Annotated in this window: 18 protein-coding genes and 2 pseudogenes; 4 read left to right on the top strand and 16 right to left on the bottom strand. The window is 43.5% G+C overall.

What is annotated here, in order from left to right; genetic code table 11:
- Together CJ483_RS19155 and gltB are read right to left on the bottom strand one after the other, a co-directional pair.
- A complete protein-coding gene (locus tag CJ483_RS19155) occupies nucleotides 1-1,485 on the bottom strand; it encodes a glutamate synthase subunit beta (RefSeq protein ID WP_120036672.1) in 1,485 nt (494 codons plus the stop codon).
- Between the two features lie 37 nt (nucleotides 1,486-1,522).
- Nucleotides 1,523-6,037, bottom strand: coding sequence for a glutamate synthase large subunit (gene gltB / locus CJ483_RS19150; RefSeq protein WP_120036670.1), 4,515 nt, complete (start codon nucleotides 6,035-6,037; stop codon nucleotides 1,523-1,525).
- 360 nt (nucleotides 6,038-6,397) lie between these two features.
- On the opposite strand from gltB, the gene CJ483_RS19145 reads away from it, so the two are divergent.
- Nucleotides 6,398-6,790 (top strand): hypothetical protein, encoded by a 393-nt coding sequence (locus tag CJ483_RS19145; RefSeq protein WP_120036668.1) that lies wholly within the window; start codon nucleotides 6,398-6,400, stop codon nucleotides 6,788-6,790.
- Between the two features lie 112 nt (nucleotides 6,791-6,902).
- Here the strand turns inward: CJ483_RS19145 and CJ483_RS19140 are convergent, their stop codons facing one another.
- From CJ483_RS19140 to CJ483_RS19090, 12 genes and pseudogenes are all read right to left on the bottom strand, one after another.
- On the bottom strand, nucleotides 6,903-7,256 hold the full coding sequence (locus CJ483_RS19140; protein WP_120036666.1) for a rhodanese-like domain-containing protein: 354 nt from the start codon (nucleotides 7,254-7,256) through the stop codon (nucleotides 6,903-6,905).
- A 136-nt stretch (nucleotides 7,257-7,392) separates the two neighbouring features.
- On the bottom strand, nucleotides 7,393-7,758 hold the full coding sequence (locus CJ483_RS19135; RefSeq protein WP_120036664.1) for a YidH family protein: 366 nt from the start codon (nucleotides 7,756-7,758) through the stop codon (nucleotides 7,393-7,395).
- A 282-nt stretch (nucleotides 7,759-8,040) separates the two neighbouring features.
- Nucleotides 8,041-9,552, bottom strand: a complete 1,512-nt coding sequence (locus tag CJ483_RS19130; protein WP_120036662.1) for a glycine betaine uptake BCCT transporter — start codon at nucleotides 9,550-9,552, stop codon at nucleotides 8,041-8,043.
- Nucleotides 9,553-9,830: 278 nt separating this feature from the next.
- Nucleotides 9,831-10,226, bottom strand: coding sequence for a hypothetical protein (locus CJ483_RS19125; protein ID WP_120036660.1), 396 nt, complete (start codon nucleotides 10,224-10,226; stop codon nucleotides 9,831-9,833).
- 150 nt (nucleotides 10,227-10,376) lie between these two features.
- Nucleotides 10,377-11,600, bottom strand: a complete 1,224-nt coding sequence (locus CJ483_RS19120; RefSeq protein ID WP_120036658.1) for a YbfB/YjiJ family MFS transporter — start codon at nucleotides 11,598-11,600, stop codon at nucleotides 10,377-10,379.
- Nucleotides 11,601-11,653: 53 nt separating this feature from the next.
- Entirely contained in the window at nucleotides 11,654-12,490 is an 837-nt protein-coding gene (locus CJ483_RS19115; protein ID WP_120036657.1) for an STAS domain-containing protein, read from the bottom strand.
- A 188-nt stretch (nucleotides 12,491-12,678) separates the two neighbouring features.
- A complete protein-coding gene (locus tag CJ483_RS19110) occupies nucleotides 12,679-14,022 on the bottom strand; it encodes an aspartate aminotransferase family protein (RefSeq protein WP_120036655.1) in 1,344 nt (447 codons plus the stop codon).
- A 199-nt stretch (nucleotides 14,023-14,221) separates the two neighbouring features.
- The gene (locus CJ483_RS19105) at nucleotides 14,222-15,679 is read right to left on the bottom strand and encodes a CoA-acylating methylmalonate-semialdehyde dehydrogenase (RefSeq protein WP_120036653.1); all 1,458 of its coding nucleotides are present in this window, start codon (nucleotides 15,677-15,679) and stop codon (nucleotides 14,222-14,224) included.
- 150 nt (nucleotides 15,680-15,829) lie between these two features.
- On the bottom strand, nucleotides 15,830-17,428 hold the full coding sequence (locus tag CJ483_RS19100) for a PucR family transcriptional regulator (RefSeq protein WP_120036651.1): 1,599 nt from the start codon (nucleotides 17,426-17,428) through the stop codon (nucleotides 15,830-15,832).
- 189 nt (nucleotides 17,429-17,617) lie between these two features.
- Entirely contained in the window at nucleotides 17,618-18,436 is an 819-nt protein-coding gene (locus tag CJ483_RS25850; RefSeq protein ID WP_481747749.1) for a methyl-accepting chemotaxis protein, read from the bottom strand.
- Nucleotides 18,437-18,562: 126 nt separating this feature from the next.
- Nucleotides 18,563-19,447, bottom strand: a pseudogene (locus CJ483_RS25845) (cache domain-containing protein); the annotation flags it as partial.
- Between the two features lie 354 nt (nucleotides 19,448-19,801).
- Nucleotides 19,802-20,230: a cell wall hydrolase gene (locus CJ483_RS19090; RefSeq protein WP_120036648.1), complete on the bottom strand. Its 429-nt coding sequence runs from the start codon at nucleotides 20,228-20,230 to the stop codon at nucleotides 19,802-19,804.
- Between the two features lie 182 nt (nucleotides 20,231-20,412).
- On the opposite strand from CJ483_RS19090, the gene pxpB reads away from it, so the two are divergent.
- The 3 genes and pseudogenes from pxpB (at nucleotide 20,413) to CJ483_RS19075 (ending at nucleotide 22,892) form a co-directional block, all read left to right on the top strand.
- The gene (pxpB, locus tag CJ483_RS19085) at nucleotides 20,413-21,159 is read left to right on the top strand and encodes a 5-oxoprolinase subunit PxpB (protein WP_120036645.1); all 747 of its coding nucleotides are present in this window, start codon (nucleotides 20,413-20,415) and stop codon (nucleotides 21,157-21,159) included.
- Nucleotides 21,140-22,144 carry a 5-oxoprolinase subunit C family protein gene (locus tag CJ483_RS19080; RefSeq protein ID WP_120036643.1) on the top strand — a complete coding sequence of 335 codons (1,005 nt, stop codon included), beginning with the start codon at nucleotides 21,140-21,142 and terminating at the stop codon, nucleotides 22,142-22,144. The genes pxpB and CJ483_RS19080 overlap by 20 nt, the downstream gene beginning before the upstream one ends.
- Nucleotides 22,141-22,892 (top strand): annotated as a pseudogene (locus tag CJ483_RS19075) (LamB/YcsF family protein). Before CJ483_RS19080 ends, CJ483_RS19075 begins: the two are co-directional and overlap by 4 nt.
- Nucleotides 22,893-23,133: 241 nt before the next feature.
- On the opposite strand, the gene CJ483_RS19070 reads toward CJ483_RS19075, so the two are convergent.
- Entirely contained in the window at nucleotides 23,134-23,334 is a 201-nt protein-coding gene (locus CJ483_RS19070; protein ID WP_120036642.1) for a hypothetical protein, read from the bottom strand.
- Between the two features lie 280 nt (nucleotides 23,335-23,614).
- Nucleotides 23,615-24,739 (bottom strand): hypothetical protein, encoded by a 1,125-nt coding sequence (locus CJ483_RS19065; protein ID WP_120036641.1) that lies wholly within the window; start codon nucleotides 24,737-24,739, stop codon nucleotides 23,615-23,617.
- Between the last annotated feature and the right edge of the window lie 11 nt (nucleotides 24,740-24,750).

The raw sequence follows: 24,750 nt of genomic DNA, 5'->3' as shown, positions 1-24,750 counted from the left end.
TTATAGTTGTGCTGCCTTTTCCATCAGATAGCGATCACATTCCCAGGCTGCACTGCGCCCTTCTTGGATAGCCCAAACAACTAAACTTTGTCCTCTGCGTACATCCCCAGCGGCGAATACTCCCTTCACATTCGTCGAGTATCTTCCTGCCGGTGTTTGCACTGTGCTGCGCTTATCTTGTGTCAATTGAAAGGCCTGAATAACGTCTTCTTCCGGTCCACTAAAACCAACGGCAATGAATACAAGTTGCGCTGGCCATACCTTCTCACTTCCTGGTACTTCCCGAAGAATAAGCTGACCCTTTCCATCGGTTACTTTTTTCACCTGAACTGTATGGAGCTCTTTGACGCGTCCTTGTTTATCCCCGATAAGCTTTTTAGTAAGAATCGAATACTCTCGCGGGTCTTTTCCCAGTTGAGTATTCGATTCTGCATAGGCATAATCAAGGGAAAATATATGAGGGTACTCCGGCCACGGATTGCCCGCTGACCGTGTTGCTGGTGGCTGCGGATGCTTGCCGAATTGAACCACGCTTTTACAGCGCTGACGCAAAGCGGTTGCCACACAATCTGCTCCAGTATCTCCCCCTCCAATAACAATGACGTCCTTTCCTGTCGCTGAAATAGCCTTTTCCTTTAAAGAGCGCTCATTCAGCAGTTTCTTCGTTGCATTCGTTAAATAATCCATTGCAAAATGAATCCCAGCCAGCCCCCTGCCTTCTATCGACAAATCACGGTGTTTTTGAGCACCGGTGCACAGAACAATAGCATGATATTGTTCTTGCAGCTGTTTAACGCTCATATCTTTTCCTACTTCCTTATTCGTAACAAACTGAATCCCTTCCGCCTCCAGCAGTCGCACTCTGCGGTCTACCACTTCCTTTTCAAGCTTCATATTTGGAATGCCGTACGTAAGCAGGCCGCCAACCCGGTCAGAACGCTCAAAAACAGTAACAGAATGCCCTTTTTTATTTAACTCATCAGCACAGGCAAGCCCCGCGGGACCGGAACCGATCACTGCAATTGTTTTTCCTGTTCGAAATCTTGGCGGCTTCGGAATGATCCACCCTTCTTTAAAGCCTTTATCAACAATCGCTTTTTCAATGCTTTTGATCGCTACGGCCGAATCACTAATGGCCGCTGTGCAAGAACCCTCGCATGGAGCGGGGCATACTCGCCCAGTAAATTCCGGAAAATTATTCGTCTTTACCAAACGATTCAGCGCTTCTTGCCAACGCCCTTGGTATACAAGATCATTCCATTCCGGGATTAAATTGTATAGAGGACAGCCAATTGTTGAATGAGACCATTGGACCCCCGTATGGCAAAAGGGAGTGCCGCAGTCCATACAGCGAGCCCCTTGTTTTTGCAATGTTCCCTCTGGCAGCGATTGTTGATATTCTTTCCAATCGCTTAGCCGAGCGCCTGGATCCCGTTCGCCCGGCACTTCACGTTTATACTCTATAAATCCTGCCGCCTTTCCCATATCATAGCTCCTTTCCGTGGGCTCAGTCCTCCAGATGCTAACGCGTCAGCGCAACAGGCGATTCCCCATCTTCGATCATTCGCTTATATTCTTTCGGAATGACTTTCACCCATCTTGTTAAATGTTTCTCCCAATTTTGCAGAATACGCCAGGCACTTGAACTATTGGTATAATGATAGTGGTTCAAAATAAGCTGCTTTACTTCTTCTTGTTCTTCATTCACTTGCAGCGATTCAAGATAAACAAGTTCCTGATTGCAGTTTTTCAAGAAAGTGGCTCGTTGTTTTACATAGACGTAAGCCGTTCCTCCCGACATCCCTGCTGCAAAATTTTTGCCGACAGATCCAAGTATGACGATCCGCCCTCCGGTCATGTACTCACATCCGTGATCGCCTATCCCTTCAACGACTGCACTCACACCGCTGTTTCTCACCCCGAAACGCTCGCCCGCCAAGCCGCCGATATAAGCTTCTCCTGCTGTTCCTCCATAAAAAGCAACATTGCCAATAATCGTATTTTGTTCAGGAACAAAAATTGATTTTTCAGATGTTTTTACAATGATTTTTCCGCCTGACAATCCTTTGCCAACATAATCATTCGCTTCCCCCACCAGCGTCATCGTGGCGCCATTCGGCAGGAAGGCCCCAAAACTTTGGCCAGCTGATCCAGTAAATTTCAGCTGTATCGTATCTGCGGGAAGCCCTTCTTTTCCGTATCGCTCTGTTATTTCACTGCCTAACATTGTCCCCACTGTCCGGTCAACATTTTGAATGGAGAAACTGGCTTTGACTGGCCTCTGCTGTTCAAGAGCTGGCTGACAAACTCGTAACATCTCCCTGTAATCAAGCGACTGCTCAAGACGATGATTTTGTGTACGGCAATTGTGCATAGCAACAACTTTTGCAGAAGAAGGGGTATAGAGAAGCGCTGATAGATCAAGATCTTTCGCTTTCCAATGAGTGTTGGCCCTTTCACTTTTTATTAATACATCTGTCCGGCCGACCATTTCGTTAATCGTTCGGAACCCCAGCTCTGCCATGATTTCCCGGACATCTTGCGCAATGAAACGCATGAAGTTTTCAACATGTTCTGGCTTCCCAAGAAACTGCTCACGCAGGGCAGGATTTTGCGTCGCAATTCCAACTGGGCAGGTATTCAAATGGCAGGCACGAACAAGTACACAGCCAAGAACGACGAGAGGAGCGGTTGCAAAGCCATATTCTTCAGCACCAAGCAATGTGGCCATTACGACATCTCGGCCAGTCATTAACTTGCCGTCCGCCTCTACTACCACCCGATCGCGAAGATCGTTCAACAGCAAAGTTTGATGCGTTTCTGCCAATCCAATTTCCCACGGTATGCCCGCATGTTTAATACTCGTGCGTGGCGCCGCTCCCGTTCCGCCTTCCGAACCGCTAATCAGGATCGCATCCGCTAATCCCTTTGCCACCCCAGCAGCGATCGTTCCCACACCTGCTTTGGCTACAAGCTTCACGCTGACCCTCGCATAAGGATTTGCGCTTTTTAAGTCATGAATGAGTTGGGCAAGATCTTCAATCGAATAAATATCATGATGGGGAGGGGGAGAAATTAGCCCCACTCCAGGTGTAGAGCCGCGCACCTCCGCAATCCACGGATACACTTTACTTCCCGGCAGCTGTCCACCTTCTCCTGGTTTGGCTCCTTGGGCCATCTTGATTTGAATTTCATCCGCATTCATCAAATAATGGCTCGTTACACCAAACCGGCCGGATGCAACCTGTTTAATTGCGCTGCGACGCAAATCACCGTTTTCATCAGGAACAAACCGGCGGGCATGTTCGCCACCTTCTCCACTATTGCTTTTTCCGCCAATCCGATTCATCGCAATAGCCAGCGTTTCATGCGCCTCTTCACTTAATGAACCATAGGACATCGCGCCTGTTTTAAAACGGCGGCAAATCGCCTCAACGGACTCTACTTCATCAATTGGGATAGGGGAGGTTTTTTTGAATTGGAGCAATCCGCGAAGAAAAACAAGCTGCTCTTCATTCGCCTTCTCTGCATACTTTTTGTACAACTCATAGTCGTTCGCCCGACAAGCTCGCTGCAGCAGATGAATCGTCGTCGGACGAAAGGCATGAGCCTCACCACCATGGCGCCATTGAAAATCACTCCCGGATTCAAGCGTTTCACTTTGCTCTCTGCAAAATGCTTTTTCATGACGCATGAGTGTTTCTGCGGCAATCGTTTCTATTTTGATTCCCCCAAGCCGGGCGGCTGTACCTGTAAAATAGTGCTCAATAACAGACTTGTGAACACCGATAGCTTCAAAAATCTGGGCTCCCCGATAACTCTGTATCGTCGAAATCCCCATCTTCGACAGCACTTTTACAATCCCACTTGTAGCTGCTTGAATATAGTTCTCAACAGCCTCAGTGCAGCTAATCTGTTGAATCTCGCCCTGCTTTACCATTTCTTTAATAGAGGCATAAGCGAGATATGGATTAACCACATCTGCCCCGTAGCCAATCAGCAGGCACAACTGATGGACATCACGCGCTTCACCGGTTTCAGCTATAATACTGACCTTTGCGCGCGTCCCCCGGCGCACTAAGTGCTGGTGCAGCCCGCTAACCGCCAGCAAAGCCGGAATCGGTGCTAGATTTTTACTAACAGGCTGATCGGATAAAATAACAAGTGTTATTCCTTTTTCAATTTCCTGGTCTATAGAATGAAATAGTGTGTGTAATGCCTTTTGTAATGTTCCTGTTCCTCCTTCTGCTTCAAATAACATCGGGAAAGTTTTGGCCTGAAAGGACTTCATCTTGTTATCACGCAGCTTTGCCAATTCCTCATTTGAACAAATAGGTGTTTTTAGGCGGATATGACGGCAACTTTTCGATTGCGCTTCAAGCAAGCTTCCCTCCGCTCCAAGAAAGGTCATTGTAGAAGTAACAAACTCTTCACGGATCGCATCGATAGGGGGATTCGTCACTTGAGCGAACAGTTGTTTAAAATAGTTATATAAAAGCTGGGGGGCGTTTGAGAGTACGGCTAAAGGAGTGTCATTGCCCATGGAGGCAATCGCCTCTTTCTTTTCAACTGCCATTGGAATTAAGTGTTTGACCAGTTCTTCATACGTATATCCAAAGACCTGTTGCAGTTGTAAGAGGTCAGCTGTAGACAGAACGGGCTGCTTGCGAGGGGCCGGTAGCTGTTCTATGTTGAGACATTCCTTATTAAGCCATTCACGATAAGGACCACTCGCCGAAACTTGTCGTTTTACTTCCTCGTCCTCTATAATCCGCCCCTCTGCTAAATCAACAAGCAACATACTCCCCGGGCTCAGTCTTTCTTTTCTGCTAATCTTCTCCTCTTCTATTTCAATCACACCGGCCTCCGAAGAAAAGATGATCATATTATCTTTTGTTATATAGTAGCGGGCTGGACGCAGACCATTACGGTCCAGCATCGCTCCAATCTGAAGCCCATTTGTGAAAGCAAAGGCGGCCGGGCCATCCCACGGCTCCATTAAATGGCTGTGATATTCGTAAAAAGCTCTTAATGCGTCATCCATGGACTCATCTTTTTCCCACGGCTGCGGAACCATCATCATGGCAGCATGCGCGAGGGAACGGCCGAATAAGGTTAAAAATTCCAGGCAATTATCAAAGGCAGACGAATCGCTCCCATCTTCATCAATAATCGGTAAAACTTTGCTTATATCTGTGCCAAACGGGTCTGCTGTCAGGAGCTGTTCACGCGCTCTCATCCAATTTACATTGCCTGTTAACGTGTTAATTTCACCATTATGAATCAAGTAGCGGTTGGGATGGGCTCTTTCCCAGCTCGGGAACGTGTTTGTGCTAAAGCGGGAGTGGACAAGTGCAAATGCTGATTGAAAAATAGGATTCTGTAAGTCCAAGTAAAAGGCAAGAAGCTGATCCGGCGTCAGCATGCCTTTATAAACAATTGTCCGGGCAGACAGACTGGAAAAGTAAAAAGTTTCGTCACAGGGCATTTCTTTCTCCCTAACAGCTTTTTCTGCTCTTCTGCGAATTACATACAGCTTGCGTTCAAAGTCCTGCTCATTCATTTCGCTGTCTGATTTTTTTATAAAAACTTGTCGAATGGCGGGCTGGCTTCTCTTTGCTTTTTCTCCAAGCGCAGTGCCATCAGCAGGTACCGTGCGCCAGCCAAGCACCTCCTGCCCTTCTTCTGCAACGATGTCATTCAACATGTTTTCATATTTTCTCTTTTTTTCAGACTCTCTTGGCAAAAAGAGCATTCCAACACCATATTCTCCTTTATTCGGTATGCTCAGTTGTGAACAAGCTAGTTGAAAAAATTCATGTGGAAGCTGGACCATGATCCCTGCTCCATCTCCTGTAAGTGGATCACTTCCCTGGCCGCCACGGTGCTCTAGGCGGCAAAGCATCGATAAACCTTGTTTAACAATACTATGGGAAGCCGTTCCTTCAACATGGGCAACAAACCCGATGCCGCATGCGTCATGTTCAAAGTCTGGGTTATAAAGTCCTTGTTTTGGTGGGAGCACGATCCATTTCACCCTTTCCGCTAGTTAATATTTTATTTTCTTTTCTGTTGGATTATTTCAAACTGCTTTAAAAAATATTTTGTCTCTTCTTGATAATTATTGTATGTGCTAACGATCAATCCAAACAATATATTGTTTGGATATAATTAATCTATTTTTGAGAATGATTAATAGAAACCCTTCTTTTAAAAAGCTCTCAAAAATTTTGTGATCCTAGATAGAAGCCTTAATTGTGCCACATTCACCTCAAACCTTGACAAGCACGCAGGCCTGATACACATTCATTAAAATTTTTAAACAAACAGAAGTTTGTTTCCTGATAATCTATCAGAAAAACGGGAATATAGATAAAAAACAAGAAGGAGTTTTCAAATGAAAAAAAATAAACTCATTCAGAAAGCGAAAGATACATTCAGTCAGGCGGCAGATTACGTAAAAGAAAAAGCAATAGAGTTAGCTAACCCGCCCGCTACTTCTATTGCCAAACTGGAAGAGTATATTTCCACACATCCTGAGACGAAAATAACTACCAAAACATGGCTAGGAACCACATTTAGCTTTTATAGGTTAGAGGACAAACAGGCCTCCTATTATATGGAGAAGAGAGATTCCTACCTCCTGCAGCTGGATGTTACTAATCGGAACGGTGAACTTCTCGCCTATCGCTCGTACAAAAATCGTCCTGATCTGCATACATCTATTCCTTCTATTTCTCAAATAATTCACTTTAAAAACAATAAAAAAGCAGGCTCATTTGCACAATGAGCCTGCTTTTTTAATTCACATGGACTTGGGACTGTTCAATTGTGTGCTCCAACAGGAAAAAATCTTTAACGAGCTGAAACTTGCATTTCAGTCATTGGAAAATATAAATATACTACGCCGATAGCGGAGAATAAGCAGCATTCTTTTTGCAGCAATACCCTTTCACTTCAAAGCCATATTTTTTCAGCTGTCGAATGCTTAAATTACGGAGCACTTTATCCGATACAATAACGATTACTGCTTTTTTAGAAATCTCCCTGTGCTGCCGCGCTAAATAAGGCAAAGGAATATGAACAGCTGACGAAACCGGGTTTCGATTGGCTTCGTGAAAATCGCGAACATCAACCAATAAGACATTCTCGTTTTTAGTACACTCATTCACCTCTTCTGTTCCGGCAACCGGTACGTAACGCTTATATAGTACAGGCAGCATCAGCAACATGATCACGCCTAGAAAAATAACCATAGTTCCCTCCAGCTCAGTTGATACGTATATTTTAAGGGAATGTTAATAGCCGTTCAACACACCACATACCCCCATATGTATGTTAAGACAAATGAAATAGTTCGTCAAGAGCTTTGCCGTTCTTCTATTTGGCAGCTCATAATAGCGATATAAAATAGACACCAAGCATTAAAACGAGGATGCTGACAGCAACAGTGACAATAGCAATCATTATGGCTGATGAGCGAAAAGAGGCCGCGTTAATTTCTTTCCGTTTAATAAAATAGCTAAATGCCCCCGTAAACAAGATAGCCAGGCCGACAGTTATCGAAAAGATCATCATAAGCAAAGATATTTCATCAGTTACTTTGCTCACCTTCGCTTCATAATTAAAGTGCAGTGTTACCGCCAAAAAACCAATGCCTACCACAGCAATGCCTGTGCGTAGCCAGGCAAGAAAAGTCCGTTCATTAGCTAAGTGCTGCTGAATGTATTTAGACTCATCCATTTTTTGTCTTGTCATTATGATCTCCTTACGATTAAATTTCTTTCACTGCCTTGCCTCCTCTTTCTCTAATTCCATTTTACCTTTATGAAATTAACTTGCAAACTCTCTGCCTGCTCGTTTTTCTATAGAAAAGATCATAAAAAAAACCTGCTCTAGCAACAATTAAGAGCAGGCAAAGCTTGTAAGCGGGGATATAAAAAACAAGTAAAACAATAAATGATCCCTTTCCTTAGCTAGTGAAGATCACGGCAGGGAATTGAGCTTGACTAACCAAGGACTCTATTTATTTTTAAACTTTTAAGCCGATTTTTTATGCTGCTGCACTTTCTGATTGCTTAAGGATCGTTCCTGCCGAAACGATTTAATTAAGGCATAGGACATAAATAAAAGGACAATACCTAAAGGCAGAGCACTGACAATGATAGCAGCTTGCATTCCAGCTAGCCCGCCTGATGCAAGTAAAACCGACGCAATGGCCGCCAGAACTACTCCCCAGCTAAGCGTGACAAAGAATGGCGGATTTAAACTGCCGTTCGTCGTTTGCATACCAAGAACAAACGTGGCAGAATCGGCCGACGTGACAAAAAAGGTTAGAATGAGAACCACTGAGACAGCTGATAGCATTCCTCCGAGAGGCATGTGATTATATACAAAGAACAAAGAAGTTTCAATGCTTTGAGCAGCTACATTCGCTCCTTCTACAAAATCAAAGTAAATGCCTGTTCCTCCAAAAACAGCAAACCATAGCGAGCAGACAACTGTCGGGACAATCAAGACAGCCATAATAAACTCACGGACAGTGCGCCCTTTAGAAACACGTGCGATAAATGTTCCTACAAAGGGTGTCCATGAAATCCACCAGGCCCAATAAAAGATCGTCCAATCTTTAATCCATTGATTGCTTTCCTGATCAAACGGGGTAAACCGCAGCCCCATGCTCGGAAGATTTTGCAAGTAGCTACCAAATGTAGTAGAGAACAATTCTAATAAATATTGAGTTGGCCCAAGAAAGAGAAAAGAAACAAATAAAATAACAGCCAGTGCCATATTCGTATTACTTAAATATTTAATCCCTTTTGAAACACCTGTTCCAGCAGAAATAATAAATAGGATGGTTGTGAAAGCGATAATAACGAGTTGAATATTAAAGCTGATAGGCATACCGAATAAATAGTGGAACCCGCTATTTATCTGGGAAGCGCCAAGCCCTAGTGACGCAGCAACACCAAATACAGTCGCAAATACAGCAATAATATCAACCGCATGTCCAATCGGCCCTTTCGCTTTATTGCCAATGAGCGGATACAAGGTGGCACTCATTAAGCCAGGCATGTTTTTACGGAATTTATAATAAGCTAAGGCAAGCGCTACGACTGCATAAATAGCCCAAGCATGAAATCCCCAGTGCAGATACGTATGTTCCAAGCTTATTTTTGCGGATTCAATCGATTGAGATGTTCCATATGGAGGAGAGGCATAATGAGAAATCGGCTCAGAAACTCCGTAGAATAACAGCCCAATTCCCATTCCTGCACTAAATAACATCGCAAACCAAGTAGGTGTACTGAACTCGGGCTTATCATCGGGTTGCCCAAGCTTAATGTTTCCGAAGCGGCTAAAAGCAAGGCATAAAGCAAAAATTAAGAAAAAAGTGGCTGAAAACTGATAAAACCAGCCGAAGCGGTCTAATAGAAAGCTCTCCGCTGAAGTCATGACAGTCATTAAATGATCCGGTGCTGCTACACCCCATGTGACGAATAATAGACTAATCCCTATGGAAATCCAAAAAATAGATGTTGTTTTTTTCACGATCTTCCCCCTTATATTTCCTAAATAAAAAACGAATCACACAACCTAGTCCCCGCTCACCTATATAAGTGTAAACATACTTCGTTTACTTTTTCAAACCCGCAGAGAGAAATGATTTGGCCAAAACCCTTATTAAATCGTTGAGAATCAGGCAGAGGCCTTCTCTATTTTCTCTAATAAGCTTCTAAGCTTCCTTATAAAAAGCAAGCAAAAAAGCTTTCCTAAAGCGGCCTATTGGCTCACTTTTGGAAAAGCTCCCTGTTAAATCTATACACTGTTTATTCGATACCAACTGCTGTTTTAACATATGCAGCAATAACACCAACGGACAGCTGCAGGTTGTTTGTTAATAAACTGTTCTTTATATAGGACAGCTTATCCCCTTCCACTGCATAGGACTGGATATTTAAAATGTTGTCAATATAAAGAATCCCTTTGTGGGTAATCATCGGTTTCGTAATTTTATCTCCACCGTTTTCTACCGGAGCAGAAGGAATGGCATCTGTTCCATTTAGCAGTCCTTCTCTCGTCAATTGCTCCATTATGGATGGATATGAGGGCATCCCCTCTGTCATAATTTTGTGCAGTTCCGATATATCATTTGGATCATTTCCTAAATAATATTGAACATAATAAGCGAGGGTGACTTGTTCTCTTTCTGTTAATGTTTCCATTTTCATTTCCTCCTTTATCCTTTTATTATTCGACAAAAAGAGAAAGATTCCTGCAAGAACCCCCGGTACCTTTTTCGCTATATTTCATAGGACGAAAGAAAGAGAGAAATTTTCCCGCCCCTTAATCACCTATATAATTTCCGCTCTTATTCATCCACCTGTCGTACGTTGCTCTTTTGGCACAACTGCTGTCTCCAATGCGGCTTGCTTGTGCAGCCGTACGGATAAAATAAAACTTAAGAGCAGCAATCCACTGCAAAGCATAAAGGAAGAGGGAATTCCACCAACATGGTCAACCATCCATCCGCCAAGGCCTGGACCAAGCAGCTGGCCAAATGCAAAATATACCGTTACATAGCCAAGGGCAACAGGTGCATAAGATGGATGGATTTGCTCCGTTGACAACGCTTGAATAAGCGACAGCATGCCAACAACTGTCGTTCCCCAAAGAATCTGGCTGATGATAAATCCGCCGTAAACAGGTAAAACAATGGGAACAGCCATTGAAACGGCGCCGATCAAAAGAGTGATAAGCAAAGACTTTTTCCTGCCAATCCTATCTGAAATCGCTCCCCACAGCGGCCCGCTAAAAATAGAAAGCAAGCCCCCGACAGCCATGATCTGGCCAGCTGTATAATCATTAATGTGTGATTCTAGCATAAAGCTAAATAAAAAACTTTGCGGGATTAAATATGCAAAGCCTATCAATCCGTAAATAAAGGCCACTAGTAAGACTCTCTTATGCAAATATACTTCCCGGAAAAGCGATTCCTCTGCCTGTAAATTCTTAGGAGCAGAAATCGGCGGATCACGCAGAACCATATGAGCCGCAAGAGCGGAAAGCAGAGAGAGAAGTCCATACAGCCCCCATAGATATCTCCAGCCATTCATCGAAAACCAGGCAGTAAAAAGCGGGATCAGTGCACTGGAAATCAATGTGCCTAATCCCAGACCGCTGACGAGAAAGCCAATCATCATGCCTCTCTGCTTCGGAAACCACCCTACGACAATATTCACGAGAGGCGTATATGTAAAAGCAGTGCCGATCCCCAGGCTAATCATTCCCGCCATACAGGAAAAGAAGTCCCGTACAAAGGACAAATATAATAAACCGGCGGCGACAAGCAGTATCCCCATCACTACTAACCGCTTTGATCCCCACTTTGCAGCCATAATGCCAGCAAAGAGCACCAATCCCAAATATCCTACCGAAGTAGCCGTACCAAGTATTCCTGCCTGTTCATATGTAAGCGATAAATCTTCTTTCATAAAAGGCATCAAAATCCCATAAGACATTCGGCCAAAGCCCAGCGTGCTAATAGTTACCGCTACACATGTGAAGGCATATTTCCAAATCTGCCGCTCCTGCTCCATACGCTCCCTCCTTCATTATTGCTATTTCCTGGGCATGTCCAGCTATAAAAAGGTTAATTATGAAGATCTACTAGCGCTTGCTGCAAATCAGCTTTTGTCTGGATAGTTTTAAAATCAACCCCTAGAGAGGCTAATGTATGAGCAGTTTCTGGCTGGATACCGGTGATGATTACTTTCACTCCAAGAAGCTTTAAGGCGCTAACAATTTTAAAAATTTGATCAGCTACCATTGTATCGACGGTCAAGACACCGGATAAGTCTAATACCAGATGGGAAAGCTGCAATTTTTTCGCTGAAATGAGAGCTGTCTCCATTAATAGCTGAGCGCGCTCCGTATCCACGTTTCCAATCAACGGCAGAACCGCAATCTCTTTAGTGACAGGGACCACTGGTGCAGATACCTCTATAAATGCCCTTTTCGCTTCGTCAAGCATCCGCTCATGAAATTTGACAAAGGTTAAACTAACATAGTAAACCGCTTCATCTAAAAGCGTATCAATAATGGCACCGGCTTCAAAAACCGTATTGATGGCCATCTGGTGTTTTTCCACTTCTTCTCTCACTGCTTTCCAGATAAACGTCCGATAAAATTTAGTATCTCTCAATGCTTCATCAAGCGGTATACCCATTTGAAAAATGATTTCCCCTATTTCTTTGCCCCAATTAGCCATTCTTTGTTGAAGCGATGCTTCATCAAAAGAATTAAGAAGAGCTTCACCAAACAACTGGATAAACTCAGCCCGCATTCTTAAAATTTCAGCTTCTACAAACGCCAACTGTTCTCTTTCAATTTCACTTATCCCCGCAAGCCTTTCATTATGTATTTCCTCGGCAAGTGCCTTTGTTCTTTCGATGACGGTCTTTCCGAGAAATTGAATCTCACTTTCCATATTTCTCCCTCCTGAAACTGTTAACCTTTTATATGTTATATATATTTACCTCGGTAAATTTTAGTAATATAAATTTTGAGGGTCATACTCCATTAGTGTAACACGAAATTTTCTAAATTATCAAAAAACAAATTATTTTTCTAAACGAGAAAAAGCTGTGTTGGACTATCCAACACAGCTTCTCCTTATTATTGCACCGCACGTAAGCACTCTTTGAGAGTTTGAGCGATAAAAGTAAAATCTTCTTCAGTGATGCTTAATGGCGGAGCAAGCTGCAATATGTTATTGTAACCGGCTACAGTGTCGCCGTTTTTACCGATGATTAATTTTTTCTCCTTGCAGAGCCCGATCACTTTATTTGCCAGATCAGAGTCTGCTGGTTTTTTCGTTTGTTTATCTGCCACTAATTCAATACCGATGAGAAGCCCTTTTCCCCGTACATCTCCGACAAATGGCAAATCCTTAATTTCTTCTAACTCTTTAAGCATCCGCTCTCCAAGTACTTGCGAACGTTCAATTAATTTCTCTTTTTCATAGATTTCCATATTCTTTAGCGCCAGCGCACAAGCTGCCGGATTGCCGCCAAATGTGTTAACGTGACGGAGACGATCGTACTGGCCGCTGCCACAATAAGCCTCATAGATCTCTCTTTTTACCGCTGTGGCAGATAACGGCAAATACGCGCTTGTAATTCCTTTGGCCATCGTGATAATATCGGGCTTTACGTCATAATGCATAAAACCAAATGGCTTCCCTGTCCGACCGAAACCGCAGATCACTTCATCGCAAATAAGCAGGGCACCATGCTTTTCGCAAATTTCTTTTACCTTTTTCATGTAGTTTTGCGGCGGAATGAGGCAGCCTCCTCCGGTGATGATCGGCTCCATAATCATAGCTGCCACGGTTTGGCCTAACTCCCATGTCATCACTCGGTCCACTTCTTCTGCACTCTCGAGCGTCTGCTCATCATCAGGGCGGCGATACATATCCGGCGGGTTCACATGGATAAATCCGGGAGCAAGCGGCTCGTACTTATATTTTCTTTCTGCCTGGCCTGTCGCTGCAAGGGCTCCCATTGAGTTGCCATGGTAAGCACGGTAGCGAGAAATAAACTTATACCGACCGTGCTCTCCTTTTTGCTGATGATATTGGCGGGCAATTTTAAAAGCTGTTTCATTCGCTTCAGAACCGCTGTTGGAGAAAAAGATGACATACTCTCCACCAAGCCATTCATTTAGCTTTTCAGCTAATTTAATAGCAGGAATATGACTTTGGGCCATTGGAAAATAAGGCATTTCCAGCAATTGCTCGTAAGCAGCTTCTGCTAGTTCTTTCCTCCCATAACCAGTATTTACACACCATAGTCCAGATAAACCATCCAAGTATTTATTGCCGTCTATGTCTGTCACCCAGGCTCCTTCCGCTTTCTGTACGATCAGATTCGCGGGGGCAGGAGCTGATCCTCTCATTGCGTGCCAGACAAAGCGCTCATCCTTTTTTTGTAAATCCTGTTCTTTGTGTGTTACCTGCATGCCTCTTCCCCTCCTTTTTTATTCACTCGACTTTGTTTTTTCACTGCAGGCGGACGCTTTCCGCGATCCGTCCTTGAGCCTTCCTGTCGCTTGCACTTCTGCGGAGTCTCGCTAGGACTCGCTCTTCCCGCTCGAGTCGCCGCCTTCCGTTGCGATCAACCATTGAAAAAACAACATTCACTTCAACAGAGCCATTCACTTAATAACGGGCGGTCATCATCTTTTTACGTGTATAAAACTCCACTCCATCTTTCCCATTCGCATGAAGGTCTCCATAGAAGGAATTTTTATAGCCGGAGAACGGAAAGAAAGCCATTGGAGCTGGCACACCTAAATTAATACCGAGCATGCCCGCGTCGATTTCTTCACGAAATTCCCGGATCGCTTTTGCACTATCTGTATACAGACAGGCTCCATTCGCAAACTCGGATTCATTTGTGATGGCAATTGCTTCTTGAAGGCTCTCGGCGCGAACGATAGAAAGCACTGGAGCGAAAATTTCATCCTGCCAAATTTTCATGTCTGTTTTTACGTGATCAAAAATCGTCGGACCAATGAAATACCCCTTTTCATTCTCTCCTTCTTTTCTGCCGTCGCGAACAAGCACAGCTCCTTCTTCTTCACCGCTGTCAATATAGCCAATTGTCCGCTCCTTATGCGCTTCGCGGATCACCGGTCCAAGAAACACATCTTTGTCCATGCCGTTGCCCATTTTAATTTCATCAGCTTTTTGTTTCAGAAGGCTGACAAGCTTGTCGGCACTGTCACCAACTGCTACAACAACAGAAGCGGCCATGCACCGTTCACCAGCTGATCCGAAGGCAGCACTCGTAATGTTAGCGGCCGCATTCTCTAAATCAGCATCTGGCAAAACAATGGAATGATTTTTCGCTCCTGCCAACGCCTGCACTCTCTTACCATTGGCAGCTGCCGTTTTATAAATATATTCAGCTACCGGCTGAGAACCAACAAAGGAAATCGCCTTGACATCTTTATGTTCTAGTATTCCATTGACAACATCATGCGCCCCATGAACAATATTTAATACCCCATCAGGGAGACCTGCTTGTTTGAACAGCTCAGCTAGACGATTGGCCAAAAGCGGTGTCCGCTCCGACGGCTTTAAGACGAACGTATTCCCACAGGCAATAGCAAGCGGAAACATCCAGCACGGCACCATCATCGGAAAGTTAAACGGCGTAATACCGCCGACTACACCGATCGGATAGCGGTACATCCCTGATTCGATTCCCGCAGCGATATCCGGCAGCTGGCTGCCCATCATCAGTGTCGGCGCTCCAGCAGCAAACTCTACACATTCAATGCCACGTTGAACTTCCCCATACGCTTCTGTGTAGCTTTTTCCGTTCTCAAGCGTCACAATTTCGGCTAGCTCTTGCCAATGCTCAACTAACAACTGCTGATAGCGGAACAAAATACGGGCACGCTGAGGTACCGCTACTTTCTTCCATGATTGAAAAGTTTCTTTAGCGGCTGCCACTGCTTGATCGACATCTTCCTTAGTCGAGACTTTAAGTTTTGCAATCACTTCTCCCGTTGCTGGATTGGGCACTTCTTCTACTTTTTGACTCGATGACTCTATCCATTGTCCATTAATAAAATTTTTTACCGTCTTAACATCTTTCATAACTACCATCGCAAGCCCTCCTGAATTTTTTAAACTATGTGAGTAGCTTCATTATAGAGTCATTAGGGAACGCTTTCATTAGACAAAAAGTAAATTATTTAGAATATTCTTTCTACATTTTGACTGGTTGTCAGTTTCTTTCTTACAATTTGTCTCTGCTCAAGCTTCTTGATTGACTGTTTCAAGATATTCATAGGCAGCAACAGCAAACTCAATCGCCTGGCGTTTTGGCGGTTCCATAAAGTCCTCTCCGAGCAGCTCATATAACTTTTCCAGCCGGTGATAAAGTGTTTGTCTAACAATATACAGCCGTTCTGCTGTTTCTTTTTTCGAGCCGTTGCACTCCAGGTAGATTTTTAGCGTGTTCATCAATTTGGCTTGCTGAAAGCTTTCGTACGCAAGAACCGGCCTGAGATAATCCGCCACAAATTCATGAAGCATTCCCTGTTCTTGGACTGCATAAATCAATCTATATATATGTAAATCTTCATAAAAATAACCAGGTATTCTATGAGAAATTTTTTCCTTTATAGCAGCTGCTATTTTTGCTTTTTCATAGCTGCGTTTTACCTGCGTCAATTTATCAACGATCGTTCCGGCACTGATTTTCACGGGTACAGATGAGTAGTTTATAATATAATCTGATTTTTTGATATGATCGATGCCCATCTGTATTCGTTGTTTACATGTATCTTCTTTTCTTTTATCGAGCAGGATAAAAATTACTTCGTTTTTAGAGACTGTCGATAGCAGAAAGAAACCTTGCTCTTGAAAAATAGACTGCAGCAGCATCTTTAAATACGTCATGCTCGAACTTTCCGTATCAAGCTTATTTGCCTGAAGCAAAAAGACCACTGCTCTTTTCGGTTTTAATCCCGGCTCAATCTCTTTCAAAAACCGATTAACCTGCTCTTCAGTGTGCTCTCCGTTCAACCATTTCTGAATCCAGTCAGCTTCCTTTGCCTTCCTGCGCTCCTCGGTCCATAACTCGCGCAAAATAACTTGGGCAAGAGCGGTAGCTGTACGATCTAGAATAAGTGTTTCAAACTCGGTCATTTCTTCTTTTTCAGAAACGATGATCAATTCTGCGAAGCTTTGGCTCCATATATGAATAGGCTGGCGTGCATGGTGATAGCCTGTGCCTAATTTATTTCGGCTCACTGCTTCAAAAAGCTCGCGCTCCTCTCTTTTTGTCTTATTAGACACAATCTCCGGTTTCCCTTCTCTTGGAAGATAAATGACAGGCAGTCGAATTTGTTTATGCATTAGCCTAAGCACTTTCTCTCTTGGCTCTGTTTCCAGCAGCACTTCATTTATTCGGCGAGAATAGTCTTCTAAATCTGCAATCATTTGATATTGCTTCTTTACAATAAGTGTATGGACACTCTCTGTAATATCGACGAACCGCACCTCTTCCTGAAAGACAACAATGGGAAAGTCATGACGGTCTGCAAGCTCGAGAATTTCTTCAGGAATTTCATCCATATATTTCCCCAATTCTATGCAAAGCCCTGCTGCCCGGCAATCAATTAGCTGCTGTACGAGCAGCATCAGCGTTTCTTTCCCTGCCTTCCACCCTACGCCTGTAGAAAGAATCAATTCATCCCCATTAAGAAGGTTGCTGACATCGGAAACTTCCATGACGTGAACCCATTTCACTGCCCGATGCCGGCCATTTCTTCCAGCTACCATATTTGCCTGTCGAAAATGGTCCAGCTCCAAAATCTCTTGGACTGATAATTTAATCTCATTCTTCACTTCGCCACCTCGCACTCCCAAAAATTGATTCTATTTTTATCCAGTTTAATATCAAATCTAGCAACATTCAATTATATGGAAGAAGATTCACACAGCCCAAAAAACCTGAAAAAGATTTTTTCAGGTTTTGAGACTCGTATACAAAATAGTTTTTACCAGAACATTTTAGTAGTTACACTTAACGATTCATTACAATGTAAACTGTCTTACCAAACCATTCAATTCACCGGCGATAGTGGCTAATGTGTCCGCCTGGCTCTTTACATGTTCCATTGAGCTATTGACCTGTTGAGCTGCAGCCGATGTTTCCTCAATGCCGGCAGCCGACTCCTCAGATATAGCGGCGCCATTCTCAATGATCAATTGAATATCAGCTGTTTCTCCATGTATTTGCTTTAAATTGGATGAAATAGTGCTGATTTTTTGCACGAGAGCTGAAATGGCTTCTGTTATATCCTCAAATGTCATACCCGTCATTTGGACTTGGCCTGCTCCCGCCTCTACCTTTTCAAAGCTCGCTTGCAAGGATTCCACAACTTCTTTGGAGCCTTGCTGGATTCCATCAACCGTATGCGTAATACCGCTAATAGAATCCGTAACTTGTTCTGAAAGCTTGCGGACTTCACTAGCGACTACAGAAAAGCCCTTTCCATCTTCTCCCGCTCTTGCCGCTTCAATTGCTGCATTGAGTGCCAGGAGATTGGTCTGTTCTGCAATATCCTGAATAACTTTTACCATTACCGAAACATGCTTCGCCTGTCCGTCTAAGTCTTTCACTTTAAGCACCGATTCTTTAACAATCTCGCGGATTGTATGCATATCCTGCACAGAAGCATCCATTAATGACTTTCCTTCACCTGTTAAAGCTAGCACCTGCTCAGTTGTCTCAGTCATTTCTTCTCCATTATGGTAAGCAGCCTGGATGCTTTTTGAAAACTTCTCCATCTTTTCGGCAAGCCCTGTAGATGAATGCACCTGTGTTTCTGCTCCGCTGGATAGCTCTTGCATAGTAGCTGCAATTTGGCTGCTTCCTTCACTAACCTCATTAGAAATGTTCTGCAAAATGCTGCTCTGATTTGTAACGATGTGCGTAGTATCAGAAATGCGTGACACCATCTCTTTAAAATTATTTTGCATGGCAACAATAGAGCGCATTAATAGCCCAATTTCATCTTTTCTCTTTTTCCCTTCAAATGTTACATCTAGCCTGCCTCGAGCAAATTCATCCATAAAATAAGCAGCCTGTTTAATAGGCTTGGAAATAGAACGACTGAAAAGAAACGCAACCGTGATTAAACATAACAATGTAATTCCACCAATAATTAACGTTAGAAAAATCATTCGTTGATCCGCTTGAGCGATGACAGATATATTCTGAGACATCTCCATCATACCAATGACTTCCGTTTTTGTAGGATCAAATATCGGTATGTACGTTTGCAAGGACTCTCCTTCCTTTGCGGAAGCTTTCTTTCCCGAGAGCACTTTATTCATAATTTTTGGTTCATCAAATTGCCCGCCAATGTTATCTTTGACAGATGAAACAACAATTTCACCAGACGAATTATATAAATTAAGCTCAACACCTTGAGCCGTCTCTGTTAATTGCTTCAAAAAGCTCCCATCAATCCCCATCTGAATTGTTCCTACAATCTTATTATCTACTTTAAGAGGGGCGAATGCTCGAACGGCCAGGCCGCTGCTGCCAAATTCAAATCCCGATACTTCTTTCCCATTTAAGGCATTCTGGACAGCGGGAAGACCACTTTTATCATCTCCATATTTTTCGGGACTATGGCCTCTTAAAAAGACGGTGCCATCCTTGTTTCCAAATTCAAGTACACTAATGTGATGTTCTTTTTCCAGGCGCTCAAAGACCGGCAACACTTTTGCCGAGAGGATTTCGCGGTTATTCGTCTGAAAAGCACTGATTAGCTCTTTATCCTCGCTGTATCTCTTTGTCAGATCCAACAGTTCAGTCGAAGTAAGCTCCAGGCTACGCACTACCGACTGTTCCATCGACTGCTGGCTTTGTTGAATAAGCGTCGAAAAAGTTTGAGTCGAATGATAAAGTAAAATAGCACTTAAAAGCAATAATGGAATAATAGAAACTGCCAATAAAATAATAAATAACTTAGTGCTTAACATCCTCAGCTTAGACAAGTCTTTTTCCTCCTTGTTCCCCTCAAGGAACAATTTACTAGTATGATAAACCGAAAATATTATAACTTAAGATCTAGAATATTCATATGTATAGGTCTTTTTATTTACAAAAACTTAATAATCCACGTATTGCTTTGACCAACCAAAAAAGAGCTGTAAAAAAACAGCTCCCTGACAAGTAATAAACGATCTTTCATCGTTATCTCTTTCTTAAAACAGCCGATAAACGTTTTCACATTCTTCACCCGTTGGTTGGTAGAAACAATGAAGCTTGAAACGGGCAACTAGCGGTTGATCATACCACGTTGGCGGGCAATCTCCTTCCGGCCTGAAATACCATAAAGCATATTTAGAAGGCCAGATTCTTTCTCCAGCTATAGCCCGTCGTGCTAACCTTCGCTCACTTTCTCGTGGCCTTTGGTAAAAATATCCTTTTTGTACCGCTTCAAATGCATGTGGTTGGTACACCATTTGTGGAATCGTGCGCAATCCTTTAAAATCAGAACAGTTCGCCCTGATTCTGTTGATTCCAACGTTTCCAACCATCAGCATTCCCTGTTCACCCTCTCCTTCCGCTTCCGCCCGCAGAAGCCTCGCTAGCAAATCAACATCCGATGATCTATGTTTTACGACTGCCATCTCTTCACCTCCGGCAACTCTTTCTTTGTATTATATTCTTCATTGCTCAAATGATGAAAATCAGGCGGTAAATAATGCTTTTCCAGATAAAGCTTCTTGATTTCAATGGTACCGGCCAATAAAATAACAATATGTTAGAAAATAAAGAATAATCGGTCACACTAAGTGTAAGGAGCGAAACGATGAGCTATCCGGAATTTTCAAACCAAGAAAATATAATGATAAAGCCACTTGGCGATACAGCTATGACCGTTCAGTTTGGAGCTGATATTACACCTGACTTGCATCAAAAGGTAAAAGCGCTCTCTTCTAAATTGAACAATCATTCATTCCCAGGGTTTATTGAATATATTCCTGCTTTTGCAAGTGTCACCATTTTCTACGATCCTCTTGTCGTTTACCAAGCTTTTGGCGGCTCTCCTTCTCAAGCTGTTTATTCTATTCTTGCAGATATGGTGTCGCATTTGCAGAAAGAAGATGCTCCAACACAGCAGATTAGGGAAATTCCCGTTTGCTACGGTGGTACACTTGGACCTGACTTGCAATATGTAGCAGATTATCATCAGTTATCTGTGGACGAAGTAATTAGTATTCATTCTAGTGTAGAATATTTAGTTTATATGATTGGCTTTGCTCCGGGCTTTCCATACTTGGGCGGTCTTTCAAAAAAAATCGCCACTCCCCGGCGCTCTTCTCCCCGTGTGTCCATTCCTGCCGGTTCAGTCGGTATAGCTGGAAGCCAAACAGGCGTGTATCCGCTTGAAACCCCCGGGGGCTGGCAGCTAATCGGCCGGACTTTCCTTCCGCTTTTCACGCCGAATAGCGAACCGCCTACCTTTCTTCAAGCAGGAGATATAGTAAAGTTCATCCCTATTTCTGAGAAGGAATACATGTTAAGGAGGCGATTTTATGAGCTTGAAAGTGATTAAAGGCGGCCTGCTCGCCAGCCTCCAAGATCTGGGAAGATTCGGCTTTCAAAAGCACGGCGTTGTCGTTGGCGGAGCAATGGATCCCCTTTCCCTCCGTCTATCTAATCTATTAGTCAGCAACCAAGAAGGCGACGCTGCTATTGAAATAACGATGACGGGAACTTCACTGCAATTTGAAAAAGAAGCACTAATAGCTATTACTGGAGGAAACTTATCTCCTCAAATAAACGGAAAGACAGTACCAATGTGGCGGCCGGTTATGGTTAAAGAAGGAGCGCTACTCGAGTTTAAATCTTGTCAGTCCGGCTGTCGAGCCTATCTAGCTATTGCCGGAGGCTTCCGTATTTCAAAAGTTATGAACAGCAAAAGCACCTATCTGCGCGGAGCTATCGGTGGATATAAAGGGCGCGCACTCCGAGCGGGTGACCGACTTATATTTGAACATTCTCTTGCCTGCCCTCCGCTTTCTAACCATACGGATACTTTTCCATTTGCAGCAGCTGGTTGGCGGATTGCTGCAGCTCCCTTCACAAATGGAGATCACGTCGCTATCGTGAGGGTAATGAAAGGACCGGAGTTTGATCAATTTTCAGACAACAGCCGAAAGCAGTTTTTTAACAAGGAATTTGTCGTTACACCACAGTCTGATCGGATGGGGTATCGATTGGCCGGCCCGACTCTCGCACTTGATGAACCGTTTGACATGCTTTCAGAATCAGTCACAAACGGAACGATTCAAGTGCCCGAAAATGGTCAGCCCATTATGCTGCTCGCGGATAGACAAACAACAGGTGGCTATCCACGTATTGCTCAAATAGCTTCTATCGATTTGCCGGTTGTTGCTCAACTAATCCCCGGCAAAAGGCTTCGCTTCCAAGAGATCACATTAAAGGAAGCCGAACAGTTATACATCAAACGAGAAAATGAGATTCGTCAGCTACAGATAGGACTAGCATTAAAATTGCATAGAGGAGAAGACAAATGAAAATTGATTTAAATTGTGATATAGGAGAAAGTTTTGGGATCTATTCTCTCGGCCGGGATGAAGATATTATGCCTTATATCTCTTCAGCAAACATTGCATGTGGTGCTCATGCTGGTGACCCGGAAGTGATGAAACGCACAGTCGGCCTTGCTATTAAGCATGGTGTTTCTATTGGCGCTCACCCAGGGTATCCCGATTTAGCAGGCTTCGGAAGGCGAGAAATGTCGTTGACGCCAGAAGAAATTTATTCACTCGTTGTCTACCAAATTGGCGCGCTAGCTGCCTTTGCGAAAGTAGAAGGGGGGCCCTCCATCACGTAAAGCCTCACGGAGCGCTCTACAACCAGGCGGCAATGAGCAAAGAGATTTCCCGGGCAATCGCCACGGCAGTGGCCGATGTCGATCCTTCCCTTGTTTTGTACGGCCTTGCGGGAAGTGAATTAATTGCAGCCGGAAAAGCAGTCGGCTTAACGACGGCTAATGAGGTCTTTGCCGATCGCACATATGCACCAAACGGTACTTTAACACCACGTCGTCTGCCAAATGCACTTCTGACAGATGCGGAAGCCGCTGCTGACCAAGTTATTCGGATTGTAAAGCATAATGCCGTTCAGACAACAGATGGCACTGATATTCAATTGGAGGCAGATACCATTTGCATTCATGGTGATAGTGAGCAGGCAGTCGCCTTTGCCCGTTTTATTCACCGAAGGTTGCAAGCGGTTGGCATTAACATTGCCACTGTCTAACAGCTTTATCCAGATGACTTTTCATTTAAAAAGCCACTAAATGATCCCTATCTTGCGACATTTAGTGGCTTTTTATATTCACGTTTGATCGTTCGATTGTTATGTATGAATTCCTTCTCTTCATCATACTGATTACTATGAGGCAGCAAGGAGTTGATGTAATTTGTCCTTCATCGGCTTTGAGTTAATATCCTTGAGATCGTTATCCATATTGCCCAATGACACTTTTCATACGTCTATTTTATGGAATGAAAAAAAAATTTCCTCTTCCATTGGGAAAGACCGCTATCATGAACAGGGACTTATCCTGCCCAATAAACCCTTTGCGGCAACTGGCAGGATCCATCACTTCCCTACAAAAACCAGCATGCCTTTTCAGTCTTGGCAAACCTCCCCCTGTCTGCTTATCCAGTGTCCTGCTGATCGTCCATTCTCTCTTCATCTTGAAGTCTTCTTATCAAATAAACGGTTGATGGGAGTGCTTGAACAAAGCATTAGCTTGTGCTTCTTACGAAAAGACGACCATTCTATCGAACGAATCCCTATCTATTTAGATCCCCAATCTGTCAAAAAAAAGCAACCATGCAACCTTTTGATCGACCTCTCTTTTCTCACTAATAAACACTGGTAATTAAGCAGCATGGAATTAAGAAGGTGCAAAGCAGAAAGAAATTCATGCACCTTCACTCTTTTCTATAATACAACTCTTCTTCGCCTGTTTCTTAAGTTAATATGGGAGTCAAGAAATAAACAATTAGAAAAGCAGTTACGATTCGCATCGCAATTCCTAAAACAGCAGCCCCCAATGCTTCCTTTTCACTTAAGTCGGAATGAGTCCCCCATATAACTGGAACTTGTCCCAATACGGTAGCTAAAGGCAGCCCGGAAGAAGCCAAAATAAACGAGCCAATGACAAGGCGAGGATCGATGGAAGCAGCAGTTTCAGATAGCTGGGCCATAGCAAGTGTCGGGGTAGCCAGAATAGAAAGAATGCCTGTTTCAGGATGAATGCTTAAAGCTAGCAAGACTGTCGATAGCCCTGATTCAACAGATGACCAAATACCAGCATATTCTAAAACCCCAATCATAGCAAAAACAACAGCGACAGCCGGAATGATCAGAAGGAAAACGAGTTCCGCTCCTTCACGAGCAGCATTGAATACTGTCGGCAAAGCGCCGGTATTAGGAGTAAACTTGGGTAAGCTCTCAAGTTGAACAGCTTTCGTATCACGGTAGAGAGTCTTAGAGAGGATGAAAGGCACGATAATGACCGGCATAAATACAGCTAACACTACTACTGCAAAAGCATTTGCTCCAACGGCAGTTAAAGCCATCATTCCTAACATAAATGTAGAAAACGATTGCTGGGATTGCACCATTGTGGCCACAGCAATTTTTTGTTCATCCTTTGTCGCTCCGGATCTAACCAAGATTGGACCAGCGATCTTCCCGGCTGCATTAATATCACCTAAAATATTGTAAATGCTCGGAATAACAACGGCTGAGTTGATTTTTAACAGCTTAGTAATTGGCACAAAGACTCGAATCAATGCATCGGTAAACCCCAGTCTTTCTAACGTCCTCCCTATGATTACGCTGACGATAATAGTAACGCCGACAGTCCCTGTTAAAAACACATTGACAACAACTGAAAATACTTGATCAACGATAGAATTAAACAGACCCGATAAGGTGCTTGGAGACACTAGCATGACTAGCAGTGAAGCAACGATTAAGGCTAAGCCTATAAATTCAATTCTTGACCATTTTCTCCTGTCAGGAGTGGGAATGACTGTTTCAGCATCTAAAGCGATAACATCTTCAGCTACTTTTTTTACTTCACTCACATCTTCATCTC

It is taken from the genome of Bacillus sp. PK3_68 (assembly GCF_003600835.1).
Classification (GTDB): domain Bacteria; phylum Bacillota; class Bacilli; order Bacillales; family Domibacillaceae; genus Pseudobacillus.
This window is presented reverse-complemented; position numbering and strand designations above follow the sequence as displayed.